This window comes from Kitasatospora sp. NPDC001603 (genome assembly GCF_040298365.1).
Classification (GTDB): Bacteria; Actinomycetota; Actinomycetes; order Streptomycetales; family Streptomycetaceae; genus Kitasatospora.
Window position 1 is genome coordinate 53,617 of the sequence record NZ_JBEPAA010000016.1, and the last position, 13,623, is coordinate 67,239.

The window sequence follows — 13,623 nt, forward strand, 5'->3', positions numbered from 1 at the left end:
CTCCGGCGGGGCCGGGCGGGAACGCGCGCGGCTGCCCGCGGGTTCTCCGGAGTGAAGGGTCCGCAAAGGAGTGCGTCGACGGCCCCGGCATGGGCGGCCGCGCAGCGGCAAGGCGCCGGAGGGCCGCACCCGCGGTCCCGCCGACCGCATTCGGTGGACCGCGCCGTGTGGACCGCGCCGCGTGAACCGCCCGGCCGGCACCTGTGGTGCCGGCCCGGTCACGCTCCGTCCAGGGGCGCGGTGAAAACCGGCAGCATACTGCATCGGCGGAAGAATCTGAGCGACTTGGGAATGTTGTCCGGAATCTGTTCGTTGGATCGTTACGTGTGAGCCCCGCGGGGCCCGCATTCTTGCCCTCTTGGGGGCAGGCAGGCAGACCTCGGCAATTCCAGCAAAGGGAGCAAGCATGGCCACCCGTGCCGTCGTTCGCGACAGGGCCGACCGGACTCGCGCGGCCCGCCCGACCAACCTTGAGGCCGACCGTGACCTGGTCGGTATGTATCTCGACGAGATCGCCAGGACGCCCCTGCTCGATGCCGCCGAGGAGGTCGAGCTCTCGCTGCGGATCGAGGCCGGTGTGTACGCCCAGCACCTGCTGGAGGAGGCGGAGTTCCCCAAGGGTGTGAAGCGTGAGGAGCTGGAGGCGATAGCCGAGGACGCCGAGCGCGCCAAGGACGTCTTCATCCGCTCCAACCTCCGGCTGGTCGTCGCCGTCGCGCGGCGTTACCCGCGCAGCGGCCTTCCGTTGCTCGACCTCATCCAGGAGGGCAACGCCGGCCTGGTGCGGGCGGTGGAGAAGTTCGACTACGCCAAGGGTTTCAAGTTCTCCACCTATGCCACCTGGTGGATCCGGCAGGCGATCACCCGGTCCATCGCCGACCAGTCGCGCACCATCCGGCTGCCCGTTCACCTGGTCGAGGAGCTGGGCCGGATCCGGCGCGTCCAGCGGGAGAAGTCCAAGGAGCTGGGCCGTGAGCCGGAGCCGGCCGAGATCGCGGCCGAGCTGGACACCACCGAGGCGCGGATCAAGGACGTCCTGGACTGGGCGCGTGACCCGGTGAGCCTCAACATGTCCGTCGACGACGAGGGCGAGACCCAGTTCGGCGACCTGGTCGAGGACACCGGGGCGACGTCCCCGGAGGACGCCGTGATGGTCATGCTCCGCCGCGAGGAGCTGGACGGTCTGATCGGGCGCCTGGACGACCGGACGGCCTCGATCATCCGGTCGCGCTACGGGATGGAGGACGGCCGTGAGCGGACGCTCACCGAGGTGGGCAAGCAGCACGGGCTGACGCGGGAGCGGATCCGCCAGATCGAGAAGCACGCGCTGGCCGAGCTGAAGCGGATCGCCGACCACGCGGGCTTCGAAGCCGCCTGACGGCCTCCCCGCCGCCACCTCGCCGGCGTAGCGGGGCCCCGGGTGCGGAATCGCTCCGCGCCGGGGCCCTCACGCGTCCCCGGCGGCGGTCGGCGCGGGCGCGGGGAGCTTCTAGGCTGGAGGAGTGGACGATGTGCGAGACGGAGGCGGGCCGGTGACCGAGCGGGAGCCCAGGCAGGACGACGGGGACAGGACGGACGCCGCGGAGGCCGTGAAGGCGTCCGACGACCCCAAGGCCGCGACGAAGGCCCGGCTGGTCTTCCGGGACCCGCTGGACCAGCAGTCCAGTGACGACACCGACGCCGGCTGGGGCGGGCGCCCGGGAACGGCGGACAGTGGTGGACGGGGGCTGGACTGGTACCTGAGTCAGCGCCCGCCGCACCACGGCGACTGACGGGGAGTGCTCAGCGCTGCCGCGTGACCAGCGCGTCGCGGATCTCGGTCAGCAGCAGGACCTCCTTGGCCTCGGCCTCCGCCTGGACCTCGGCGAGGCTCTTGCGCCGGGCGGCGAACCTGGTCATCGGCAGGATCAGGCAGAAGTAGACGACGGCCGCGGTGATGACGAACTGCAGGAGGGCGCTCAGCACCGAGCCCCACAGGATGAGGATCCCGGACGTGACCTCGCCGGTCGCGCTCAGCTCGCAGGGGCCCTTGAGGCAGGAACTGTAGGCGCTCAGGTCCTTGGCTCCGAAGGCGCCGACGATCGGGTTGATCACGCCCTTGACGAAGGCGTTGATGATGTTGGTGAACGCCGCGCCGATGACGACGGCGACGGCGAGCTCGACGACATTTCCGCGCAGCAGGAATTCCTTGAAGCCTTTCATGCCGCGTGAACGACGAAGTCGTCGTCCGGTCACGGGTGATCTTCGAGGGGCCCCGATTGACAACCCGATCGGCCGACCGAGGCGGCGCCCGGCGGGGAGAGACCCGCCCGCGCGGGCCCGACGGCCAGCGCGGCCGACAGGGCGACCAGCAGCAGGGCGAGCACCCCGAACCGGTGCCGGGCGGCCCGGCGGAGCCGGTGGAGGCGGCCACCGCCACGCCGGATCGGCGCGAAGGGCGGCACCTCCCGCCGGGGCGGAACGGCCGGGGCGGGGAGCGGCGGGAACCGTGAGGGGAGGCTCGTGGTCGACATGGGCACCACCGGTGGTCGCAGGGCGCCGGCCCGGGGTGCGGGCCGGTTCTTCCGACGCACACTCTGGGCGGCCCAGGGGTCGGGTGGAAGTCCTGTCCCCAGGCCTGTGGACAACTCGGCCCTGTGGACAACTCCGTACACCCGAACGGGGTAGTGGGCCCATCGGCGGTTGACCGCGAGCGGCCTGCCCCCGCCCGGGCACGCGAAAGGCCCGCGGGCCGCGCGATGGCGCGGGCCCACGGGCCTTGCGAAGTCTGGTCTCAGCCGGCCGGCTTCGCCGCCGGAGCCGAGCTCGCGGCAGCGGTCGAGCCGCCCGAGGACGACGAGGACGAGGTCGAAGCAGCCGACGACGAGCCGGACGAGGACGAACCCGACGAGGTCGAGTTCGACGACGAGCCGGTGCCCACCGAGCTGGTGGACGAGGATCGGCTGTCGGTCCGGTAGAAGCCGGAGCCCTTGAAGACCACACCCACGGCCGAGAAGACCTTGCGGAGCCGTCCCTGGCAGTCGGGGCACGTGGTCAGCGCCTCGTCGGTGAACTTCTGCACCGCCTCCAGGCCGTTGCCGCACTCGGTGCACTGGTACTGGTACGTGGGCACTTGTCTTCCTCCTGGCACTCTCGCCTGATGAGTGCTAACGATGGTCAATGATGCGGCATTCCGCTGGATCAGTCCAGCGACTCGAATGTGAGATGAGCCGGGGCGCGCCGAAGCACCCGTTCCCGCGCCCGCCGGAAGCCGGCCGCCGAGGGCTGCCGCCCCGGCCCGGACCCGCCGCCCGACGCGGCCCGCCCCCGAGCCGCCCGGGACCCCGAGCCGCCCGGGCCCCCGGGCCACCCCGACCCGGCCCGCCGCCCCCGAGCCCCGCCGCTCAGCCCTTCGCCGCCCCGACCAGCTGCGGAGCCGAGCTCCGGTCGTTCGCGCCCGCGACCACCGTGCTCGCCGCGCCCGGCGCGATCAGCAGGTGCCGCAGCGCGACCAGCGCGACCAGGCCGAGCCCGGCACCGGCCATCGGCACCAGGAACCCCGCCGACGGCCCGTGTCCGTCGATCAGCCGTCCGGCGACCGTGGACCCGGCCGCCAGGCCCAGCCCGATCGCACCGGTCAGCCAGGTGAAGGCCTCGGTCTTGGCGCCGTCCGCGACCAGCGTCTCGACCAGGGTGTACCCGGTGATCAGCGTCGGTGCGATGGCCAGGCCGCAGACCAGCCCGGCGACGGACAGCGCGACCAGGTTGGGCATCGCCCAGAGCGTGGAGCAGCCCACGACCAGCAGCGCGTAGCTGGCCAGCATCCGGTGCCGGGCGGCCCGGCGCCAGGCGACCATGCCGTACAGCACGCCGGCCAGCATCGAGCCGCCGGCGAAGATCCCGTACACGGTGCCGTTGGCGCCGGGCTGGCCGACCGACTCGGTGAACGCGGTGACCGACACCTGCATGGCGCCGAAGACGGTGCCGACGCCCAGGAACGCGCCGGCCAGCAGCCGGACGCCGGGGGAGGAGAGCGCGGAGACCCGGCGGACGCCGGGCTGGTGCGGGTGCCGGGCCGGCGCGGTGCGCCGCTGGGCGGCGAAGGCCAGTCCGCCGACCACGGTCAGCGCGGCCTCGGCGATCAGCCCGGCGGCGGGCGTGACCGAGGTGGCGATGGCGCCGGCGAGCACCGGGCCGATCACGAAGGTGAACTCGTCCGTCACGGACTCGAAGGCGAAGGCGGTGTTGAGCTTGGCGGCCGACAGCGCGGACGCCGAACGCCCGCCGGCCGCACCCTCGGCGGAGAGCTTGGCGACCCAGCGGGACCGGACCATCGCGCCGACCTGCGGCACGCTGGCGCCGGCCGGGGCGGCGGCGAGGAAGAGGGTCCAGACCGGGGCGTGGCCCAGGGCCAGCGCGATCAGCGCGCCGACCGAGACCGCGTGCACGATCACGGTCGGGACGAGCACGGCGGCCTGGCCGTAGCGGTCGGCCAGCCGGCCGGTCTGCGGGCCGATGAAGGCCTGGGCGACGGCGGAGACCGCCGCGACGCTGCCGGCCGTGCCGTAGGAGCCGTGGGTGTCCAGCACCAGCAGGACGATGCCCAGGCTGAGCATCGCGTACGGGAGCCGCGCGGCGAAGGCGGGGGCCAGGAACGTCCAGGCCCCGGGGGTGCGCAGCAGTGCGCCGTACCCGACGCGGGCGGGTGCGCCCTGGTCGGGGGTGGCCCCGGTGCCCGGCCGGGTGTCCGGGAGCGTGTCGGTGGCCAGGGCGGCGCGGGTGTCCGCGGTGTTCTCGACCGTTCGGCGGGCCGTCACGGTCGTCCTTCCTGCTGCCTGGTAGCGCGGAAGGGGCATGGGGTGGCCCCGACGGCGCCGAGAGTCGTCCTCTCGCGCGTCGACCGGGGTAGTTACCGGGCCCGCCCGGCGTGGTTGCCGGGATCCGGGCCGCGGCCGCCGAGCGGTCGCGCCAACTCTGCTTCAGGCAGATGCTGGGGTGTTTCGATCGTTCTGCATATACGCGCGTAGATGACGCGCTACCCCCACCATACAGAGGACATCCAGATCTGTCCCGTCCATCGGAGGTGAACGCTGGACGAACCCCCCCGTGGTCATCGCGGTCACCGCCGCCCGTACAGCCACCCCGCGAGCTTGCCGCCCTTGTCCACGGCCCGCAGCCGCCGCTCGGCGGCCTCGCTGACCTCGTCGGTGGTCACGACCAGCAGTTCGTCGCCGCCGCGCAGCACGGTGGCCTTGTCCGGGACGAAGCTGCTGCCCTCCCGGACCACCAGGGTCACCGCCGCGCCGGCCGGCAGCCGCAGCTCGCCGATCTCCACGCCGGACATCCTGGAACTCGGCGACAGCGCCACCGACAGCAGGTGTCCGTGCAGCTTCTCCAGGGGCGCGGACTCGATGCCGAGGTCCTGGCCCATCGAGCCCTCGGAGATCTTCAGCCACTTGGCGACCCAGGGCAGGGTCGGGCCCTGGAGCAGGGTGAAGACCACGACCAGGATGAAGACGATGTTGAAGACGTCGTGGGCCATCGGCGTGCCGGCCACCATCGGGATGGTCGCCAGCACGATGGGCACCGCCCCGCGCAGCCCGGCCCAGCTGAGCAGCGCCTGCTCGCGGCCGGGCAGCTTGAAGGGCGTCAGCGTGATCACCACCGACAGCGGCCTGGCCAGGAAGACCAGCACGGCGCCGATCACCAGCGCGGGCACCACGGCCGAGCCCATGGTCTCGGGGGTGCAGAGCAGGCCGAGCAGCACGAACATGCCGATCTGCCCGATCCAGGCCAGTCCGTCGGCGAAGCCGCGGACGGCGGGCCCGTGCGGCAGTTTGGCGTTCCCCAGGATGACCGCGCTGATGTAGACGGCGAGGAAGCCGGAGCCGTGCAGCAGCGCGCCGCCGGCGTAGGCGAGCACGGTGAGCGCCAGGACGGCGATCGGGTAGAGGCCGGAGGACGGCAGGGCGACGTGCTTGATCCCGAACGCGCCCAGCTTGCCGACCGTGAGGCCGACCGCGGCCCCGATGGCCAGCTCGGCGACGATCGTGCCGATCAGGACGTACCAGGAGTCGAGTTCACCGGTGGTGGCGAAGGCGACGACGAGGATCACCACGGGGGCGTCGTTGAAGCCCGACTCGGCCTCCAGGAGCCCGGTCAGCCGGTGCGGCAGCGGGACCATCCGCAGCACGGAGAAGACGGCGGCCGCGTCGGTCGAGGAGACGATCGCGCCGAGCAGCATGGACGTCCGCCAGTCCAGGCCGACCAGCCAGTGCGCGCCGGCCGCGGTCACGAAGACGCTGATCCCGACGCCGACCGTGGCGAGCACGGTGGCGGCCGGCATCACGGGTCTGACCTCGCGCCAGCTCGTCTTGAGGCCGCCCTCGGCCAGGATGACGACCAGTGCGGCGTAGCCGATCACCTGGGTCAGCGCGGCGTTGTTGAAGGCGAAGCCCAGGCCGTTCTGGCCGAGGGCGACGCCGATGCCGAGGTAGATCAGCAGGCTGGGCAGCCCCGACCGGGTCGAGATGCGCACGGCGACCACCGCGACCAGCAGGATCACGGAGAATTCGAGGAGCAGCCGGTTCAGGTGGTCGACATTCACGCAGGGGCACCTCGGGCAGGCTGGGGGCGGGCGGGGTGTCTGGTGGCGGTGAGGCCGGGGGGAGCCGACCGGCCGGGGGCGATTGCTCCGCTAGCGGATCGTTACTCAGTCTAACATTTTGCCATATCTTTAGCTTCACCGTTCACACGGGTCCCTTCCCGCCCTCCGCTGACCTCGTCCGATCCCACCGTGAGCGTCCCCCGTGCACGCCCGCCAGTGGACTCGGCCTAATGTGGTCCCCTGTCATGGCCGTGTGCCCTGGACATGCCCGCCCGTCCCCCAGTCGAGGACCGCAAGGACCCAGATGCCCCGCTCGAAGAAGTTCCGGCGCGCCCGTCTGATCGTGATCGTGCTGGTCGTGCTGCTGGTGGCCGGCGCCGGCTACGGCGGCTACCGGGGGGTGGCCGCGGTACGCGCGTCCTTCCCGGAGGTCGACGGCAGCGTCAAGGTGGCGGGCCTGAGCGCGCCGGTCGACGTGAAGCGGGATGCCAACGGCATCCCCCAGCTCTACGCCGACACCCCGGAGGACCTCTTCCGCGCCCAGGGCTACGTGCAGGCGCAGGACCGGTTCTGGGAGATGGACGTCCGACGGCACATCACCGCGGGCCGGCTCTCCGAGATGTTCGGCGACAGCCAGGTCGAGACCGACTCCTTCATCCGCACCATGGGCTGGCGCGACGTGGCGCAGAAGGAGATCGACTCCCAGCTGTCGCCCGAGACCAGGAAGAACCTCCAGGCGTACGCGGACGGCGTCAACGCCTGGCTCGGCGAGCACCCCGGCGGCGCGAGCGCCTCGCTGGAGTACAGCCTGCTCGGCGTGGTGAACGGCGACTACAAGCCGGAGCTGTGGGCCCCGGTCGACTCGGTCTCCTGGCTGAAGGCGATGGCCTGGAACCTCTCGGGGAACCTCCAGGAGGAGATCGACCGCTCGCTGCTCGCCCAGGACTTCAGCCCGGAGAAGATCGCCGAGCTGTACCCGGAGTACCCGTACGCGCGCAACGGCACCATCGTGAAGACCGGCACCGTCTCGGGCGACGCGTACCGCCCGGCGGACGGGGCCGCCCAGTCCGGCCCCACCGCGGGCACCGCGCAGGGCGCGGCCGCGACCAAGGCGATGTTCAAGGACGTCACCGACCGGATCGACGCGATGCCGCAGCTGCTCGGCCGGCAGGGCCAGGGCATCGGGTCCAACTCCTGGGTGGTCGCCGGCTCGCACACCACCACCGGCAAGCCGCTGCTGGCCAACGACCCGCACCTCGGCCCCGGCCTGCCGTCGGTCTGGTACCAGATGGGCCTGCACTGCCGCACCGCCTCGCCCGCCTGCCAGTACGACGTCTCCGGCTTCACCTTCGCCGGTATGCCGGGCGTGGTGATCGGCCACAACAAGGACATCGCCTGGGGCTTCACCAACCTCGGCGCCGACGTCACCGACCTCTTCCTGGAGAAGGTCACCGGCCCGGAGACCTACCTGGTGGACGGCAAGGAGGTGAAGTTCACGCTGCGCAAGGAGACCATCAAGGTGGCCGGCGGCGAGGACCGCACCATCACCGTCCGCACCACCCAGACCGGCGCCCCGCTGATCTCCGACCAGAGCACCGAGCAGCAGAACGTCGGCAAGTACGCGCCGAACGGCGCCTCCGCCCCGGACCGCTCGACCAGCGGCTACGGCGTGGCCCTGCAGTGGACGGCGCTGGAGCCGGGCAAGACCATGGACGCCGTCTTCGCGCTGGACCGCGCCAAGGGCTGGGACGACTTCCGGGCCGCCGCGAAGGACTTCGCCGTCCCCGCGCAGAACCTGATCTACGCCGACGCCGAGAACATCGGCTACCAGGCCCCGGGCAACATCCCGGTCCGCGGCAAGGGCGACGGCGGCTACCCGGCACCGGGCTGGGACTCCTCGTACCAGTGGAAGGGCGCCGTCCCCTTCACCGCCCTGCCCTACAGCCGCAACCCGGCCGCCGGCTACATCGTCACCGCCAACCAGGCCGTGGTCGACCCCTCGTACAAGTACCTGCTGACCAAGGACTGGGAGTACGGCACCCGGGCCAAGGAGATCACCGACCAGATCGAGGCCAAGCTCAGGAACAACGGCAAGATCTCGCCGGACGACATGCAGGAGATGCAGCTCGACAACACCAGCATCCTGGCCAAGACGCTGGTCCCGATGCTGCTGAAGGTGCAGATCGACGACCCGTACGTGCGCGAGGCGCAGGACCTGCTGAAGGACTGGAACTTCCACCAGGACGCCGACTCGGCCGCCGCCGCCTACTACAACGGCGTCTGGCGCCAGCTGCTCAGCCTCTCCTTCGGCCAGAAGTTCCCGGCCGACCTGCGCGCCGAGGACAACTGCCTGCTGGTCCGCCGGCAGACCGACCCGACCAAGCCCGACAGCCGCACCCAGATCGTCACCGAGTGCGGCACCCGTGACCCGGGCAAGGCCCAGCCGGACGGCGGCGACCGCTGGACCGAGGTGGTGCGCCAGCAGCTGGCGAAGCCCGACAGCAGCTGGTGGACGTACATCGACTCGGACCACCACGAGCAGAAGGGCCTCGACAACCTGCTCGCCGAGGCGATGAAGAACGCCCGTCAGGACCTCACGGCGCTGCTCAGCAAGGACGTCTCCACCTGGAGCTGGGGCCGTCTGCACACCCTGACGCTGCGCGAACAGACCCTGGGCAGCGACGACTCCTCGATCGCCTCCGGCTTCGTCCGGCGACTGCTCAACCGCGGCCCGTACCGCCTCTCCGGCGGCTCCGGCGCGGTCGACGCGGCGGGCTGGAACGCGGCGGCGGGCTACCAGGTGGACTGGATCCCGTCGATGCGGATGGTCGTCGACCTGAGCGACTTCGACGCCTCGCGCTGGGTGAACGTGGGCGGCGCCTCCGGGCACGCCTTCCACGACAACTACAACGACCAGACCGACCTCTGGCTCAAGGGCAAGCTGCTGACCTGGGCCTATTCACCCGACGCGGTCGAGAAGTCGGCCAAGCACAAGCTGGTGCTGACCACCGGCTGAGCCGGCCCGCACGGCACGGCGGCCCCGCCCCTCGGACCCCGAGGCGCGGGGCCGCCGTCGTCACCGCGGGCGTCACCCCAGCCGGTGCGGCCCGGACGGGGTGAGGGCGAGGTCCACCGGCAGGTCGTGCGGCTCGGCCGGCACGCTCGCCAGCAGCTCGTGCTCGTAGAGCAGCACCGCCAGCAGCGGTCGCGCCCCGGCCCGCCCGAGCCGGGCCAGCACCCGGTCGTACGAGCCGCCGCCGCGGCCCAGCCGCAGCCCCCGCCGGTCCACCGCCAGGCCGGGCAGCAGCACCAGCGACGCCGTGGTCACGGCCTCCGGCCCGAGCCGGCCGCCGACCGGCTCCAGCAGCCCGCGCCCGGCCGGCGCCAGCGCCTGCGGCCCCTCGTACTCGGCCCAGTCCAGGTCGTTGTCGGCCAGCAGCACCGGCAGCAGCACCCGGACCCCGCGCGCCAGCAGCGCGTCCAGCAGCGGCCGGGTGCCCGGCTCGCTGCCGACCGACACGTACGCGGCCACCGTGGCGCCCGGCTCGGCCAGCGCGCCGGCGTGCCCGGCCAGGGCGAGCGCCGCCCGCTCCCGCTCCACCGCCACCAGCGCCCGCCGTTCGGCCAGCAGCCGTGTCCTCAGCGCGCTCTTCTCGTTGTGCATGGGATCCTCCACAGCTCTGTGCCCGTGACGTCCAGAGCCTGACACGCGGAAGGCGCCCCGATGTCGACCCCGCTGCTGCTCCAGGCCCTGGCCGCGCTGAGCGCCCCGGCGCTGGCCGGCGCCGCCGTGTTCGGCCTGCGGCTGCGCCGGGCCGACGGCGCCGCCGCCGACCGCGAGGCCCGGCTGCGCGAGCGGGTCGCCGAGCTGGAGGCCCGCTGCGCCGAGCTGGAGCGCACCGCCTCCTGCGACCCGCTCACCGGGGTCTGGAACTACCGGCACCTGCAGCTCACCCTGGACCGGGAGATCGAGCGCGCCCGCCGTGCCGAGCAGGCCGACCAGCAGGACGGCCCGCACCCGCTGGCCGTCCTGCTGCTGGACATCGCGGGCTTCGACCGGGTGATCGCCGAACACGGCCGGGCCCGGGCCGACGCGATACTGCGCGACCTCGCCCAGCGGCTCGGCATGGAGATCCGCCGCTCCGACACCCTCGGCCGGTACAGCGGCGAGGTCTTCCTGATCGTGCTGCCGGACACCGGCGCCGCGGGCGCGGCGCACGTCGCCGAACGGCTGGTCTGGTCGGTCCGCCGCCACCTGCTGCTGGACTGGTCCTCCGGCCCGCGCGAGGGCCGCCGCCAGCAGGGCAACGGGCTCACCGCCGCGGTCGGCGTGGCCGTGCTGCCCGAGGACGGTACGCATGCCGCCGTCCTGCTCCGGGCCGCCGACCGGGCCCTGGCCGAGGCCCGCGACGCCGGCGGGGACTGCTGGCGCGAAGCCGCCTCCTCCCGGCCACTCAGCGGCTCCGCTGCCGAGCGTGACCGTTCGGAAAACCCGGGTAGTCTGTCGCCCTGTGCCGGAGAGGCCCCCCTCACCTCACCCGGCGCTTCCCCTTTGCCTGCCACCTTGGCCGGGCCCAGCGACGTGCTGTCATAGCCGGTCAACCGCGCTCGGCCGGGCGTAAACATGCCTTAGTAAGGTAAACGCATGACGACGATCAGCTCCCGAATTCCGGTAACCAAGGCCGTGGTCCCCGCGGCCGGACTGGGTACGCGCTTCCTCCCGGCCACCAAGGCCACTCCGAAGGAGATGCTGCCTGTCGTCGACAAGCCGGCGATCCAGTACGTCGTCGAGGAGGCGGCCTCCGCCGGGCTGTCCGACATACTGATGGTCACCGGCCGTAACAAGCGGGCGCTGGAGGACCACTTCGACCGCGCCTACGAGCTGGAGGAGCTGCTCGCCCGCAAGGGCGACCAGGACCGGCTGCGCCGGGTGCGCGAGTCCGTCGACCTGGCCAACATGCACTACGTCCGCCAGGGCGACCCGAAGGGTCTCGGCCACGCCGTCTCGGTCGCCGAGCAGCACGTCGCCGGCCAGCCCTTCGCCGTTCTGCTCGGCGACGACCTGATCGACCCGCGCGACCCGCTGCTCGCCCGCATGATCGAGGTCCAGCAGGAGCTCGGCGGCTCGGTCGTCGCCCTCATGGAGGTCGACCCCTCGCAGATCCACCTGTACGGCTGCGCGGCCGTCAAGGCCAACGGCTTCGGCGAGGACGTCTTCCAGGTGACCGACCTGATCGAGAAGCCCGAGACCGCCGACGCGCCGTCGAACTACGCCGTCATCGGCCGTTACGTGCTCGACCCCTCGGTCTTCGACGTGCTGCGCGAGACCCCGCCCGGCCGCGGCGGCGAGATCCAGCTCACCGACGCCCTGCGCGAGCTGACCACCCGCGACGCCGAGAGCGGCGGCCAGGTGCACGGCGTCCTCTTCAAGGGCCGCCGCTACGACACCGGTGACCGCGCGGACTACCTGCGCGCTATCGTCCGTCTGGCCTCCGAGCGCGAGGACCTGGGCCCGGAGTTCCGCTCCTGGCTCCGTGAGTTCGTCGCCTCCGAGCTGCAGGACTGACACGCCGACAGAGAGCGAGAGCGCCGATGACCGGGTCCACGGAGAACAGCCCCACCCCCGCCGCAGCCTGCTGCGACGGATCCGCGGACCCGGCACCGGCCGCCCGGCCGGCCCGGCTCTGGACCGTCGACGAGCACCTCGCCGACGTGCTGGCCGCAGTCGGCCCGCTGCCCGCGATCGAGCTCCAGCTGCTCGACGCCCAGGGCTGCCGGCTCGACGAGGACGTGCTCGCCGGCGGTGACCTGCCGCCCTTCGACAACAGCTCGATGGACGGCTACGCCCTGCGCACCGCCGACACCGCCGGAGCCACCGCCGAGTACCCCTCGGTGCTCTCGGTGGTCGGCGACATCGCCGCCGGCGCCGCCGAACTGCCCAGGGTCGGCCCCGGCCAGGCCGCCCGGATCATGACCGGCGCCCCCGTCCCGCCCGGTGCCCAGGCGGTCGCCCCGGTCGAGTGGACCGACGGCGGCAGCGGCACCGGCCGGGCCGCCGACGCGATGGGCGCCCCGGTCGAGGACGAGGAGGTCCGGGTGCTGCGCCCGGTCTCCGAGGGCGCCCACATCCGCCGCCGCGGCAGCGACGTCACCGCCGGCGACCGGGTCCTGGAAGCCGGTACCCGGCTCGGCCCCACCCAGATCGGCCTGCTCGCCGCGATCGGCCGGGGCACCGTCCGGGTCCGCCCCCGCCCGCGCGTGGTGGTGCTCTCCACCGGCAGCGAGCTGGTCCAGCCCGGCGAGCCGGTCGGCCCCGGGCAGATCGCCGACTCCAACAGCTTCACCCTCACCGCCGCCGCCCTGGACGCCGGCGCCATCGCCTACCGCGTCGGCGGGGTGCCGGACGACGCGGAACGGCTGCGCGCCGTCCTGGAGGACCAGCTCGGCCGGGCCGACCTGATCGTCACCAGCGGCGGCGTCAGCGTCGGCGCGTACGACGTGGTCAAGGAGGTCTTCGAGTCCTACGGCGGGGTCGACTTCCGCCGGCTGCGGATGCAGCCCGGCAAGCCGCAGGGCTTCGGCCGGATCGGCGACGGTGCCGGTGTCCCGCTGCTGGCCCTGCCCGGCAACCCGGTCAGCGCCTACATCTCCTTCGAGCTCTTCGTCCGCCCGGTGATCCGCACCATGCTCGGCGCCGCCGACGTCCACCGCCCGGTGGTCCGGGCGGTCTGCCCGGTCGCGCTGCGCTCGCCCGCCGGGCGGCGGCAGTTCCTGCGCGGCCGGTACGCGGCGGCCGACGGCGTGGTGGAGCCGGTCGGCGGCGCGGGCTCGCACCTGGTCGGCGCGCTGGCCAGGGCGGACTGCCTGATCACGGTGCCCGAGGAGGTCACCGAGCTCGCCGCCGGCAGCGAGGTGGACGTCGTCCTGCTCGGCGGCTGACCGGTCCCGGCGACCGGGCCGTCCCGTCCGCTGACACGGCCCGTCCCACGCCCCGGCCGGAGCGAGGAGTACGGTAGCGCGGTATTCGATCTGCGCGC

The 13,623-nt window shown here is 72.9% G+C and carries 11 protein-coding genes; 6 read left to right on the forward strand and 5 right to left on the reverse strand.

Annotated elements, in window-relative coordinates:
- Positions 1-406 precede the first annotated feature (406 nt).
- Positions 407-1,378 (forward strand): sigma-70 family RNA polymerase sigma factor, encoded by a 972-nt coding sequence (locus ABT263_RS13330; protein WP_352290627.1) that lies wholly within the window; start codon positions 407-409, stop codon positions 1,376-1,378.
- A 124-nt stretch (positions 1,379-1,502) separates the two neighbouring features.
- Positions 1,503-1,772 carry a hypothetical protein gene (locus ABT263_RS13335; RefSeq protein ID WP_502885799.1) on the forward strand — a complete coding sequence of 90 codons (270 nt, stop codon included), beginning with the start codon at positions 1,503-1,505 and terminating at the stop codon, positions 1,770-1,772.
- Positions 1,773-1,782: 10 nt separating this feature from the next.
- On the opposite strand, the gene mscL is transcribed toward ABT263_RS13335, so the two are convergent.
- The 4 genes from mscL to ABT263_RS13355 form a co-directional block, all read right to left on the reverse strand.
- Positions 1,783-2,202 carry a large conductance mechanosensitive channel protein MscL gene (gene mscL / locus ABT263_RS13340; protein WP_352290628.1) on the reverse strand — a complete coding sequence of 140 codons (420 nt, stop codon included), beginning with the start codon at positions 2,200-2,202 and terminating at the stop codon, positions 1,783-1,785.
- A 571-nt stretch (positions 2,203-2,773) separates the two neighbouring features.
- The gene (locus ABT263_RS13345; protein WP_352290629.1) at positions 2,774-3,112 is read right to left on the reverse strand and encodes an FmdB family zinc ribbon protein; all 339 of its coding nucleotides are present in this window, start codon (positions 3,110-3,112) and stop codon (positions 2,774-2,776) included.
- Positions 3,113-3,383: 271 nt separating this feature from the next.
- Entirely contained in the window at positions 3,384-4,661 is a 1,278-nt protein-coding gene (locus ABT263_RS13350; RefSeq protein ID WP_352290675.1) for an MFS transporter, read from the reverse strand.
- 437 nt (positions 4,662-5,098) lie between these two features.
- Positions 5,099-6,586 carry a potassium/proton antiporter gene (locus ABT263_RS13355; RefSeq protein WP_352290630.1) on the reverse strand — a complete coding sequence of 496 codons (1,488 nt, stop codon included), beginning with the start codon at positions 6,584-6,586 and terminating at the stop codon, positions 5,099-5,101.
- 304 nt (positions 6,587-6,890) lie between these two features.
- On the opposite strand from ABT263_RS13355, the gene ABT263_RS13360 reads away from it, so the two are divergent.
- On the forward strand, positions 6,891-9,602 hold the full coding sequence (locus tag ABT263_RS13360) for a penicillin acylase family protein (protein WP_352290631.1): 2,712 nt from the start codon (positions 6,891-6,893) through the stop codon (positions 9,600-9,602).
- Between the two features lie 72 nt (positions 9,603-9,674).
- Here the strand turns inward: ABT263_RS13360 and ABT263_RS13365 are convergent, their stop codons facing one another.
- On the reverse strand, positions 9,675-10,250 hold the full coding sequence (locus ABT263_RS13365) for a 5-formyltetrahydrofolate cyclo-ligase (RefSeq protein WP_329489278.1): 576 nt from the start codon (positions 10,248-10,250) through the stop codon (positions 9,675-9,677).
- A 60-nt stretch (positions 10,251-10,310) separates the two neighbouring features.
- Between ABT263_RS13365 and ABT263_RS13370 the strand changes: the two genes are divergently transcribed.
- From ABT263_RS13370 to glp, 3 genes are read left to right on the forward strand one after another with little or no spacing between them, the layout of a single operon-like run.
- Positions 10,311-11,180, forward strand: coding sequence for a GGDEF domain-containing protein (locus ABT263_RS13370; RefSeq protein WP_352290632.1), 870 nt, complete (start codon positions 10,311-10,313; stop codon positions 11,178-11,180).
- A gap of 51 nt (positions 11,181-11,231) precedes the next feature.
- The gene (gene galU / locus ABT263_RS13375; protein ID WP_352290633.1) at positions 11,232-12,152 is read left to right on the forward strand and encodes a UTP--glucose-1-phosphate uridylyltransferase GalU; all 921 of its coding nucleotides are present in this window, start codon (positions 11,232-11,234) and stop codon (positions 12,150-12,152) included.
- 26 nt (positions 12,153-12,178) lie between these two features.
- Positions 12,179-13,525, forward strand: a complete 1,347-nt coding sequence (gene glp / locus ABT263_RS13380; protein ID WP_352290634.1) for a molybdotransferase-like divisome protein Glp — start codon at positions 12,179-12,181, stop codon at positions 13,523-13,525.
- The last annotated feature ends 98 nt before the right edge of the window (positions 13,526-13,623 follow it).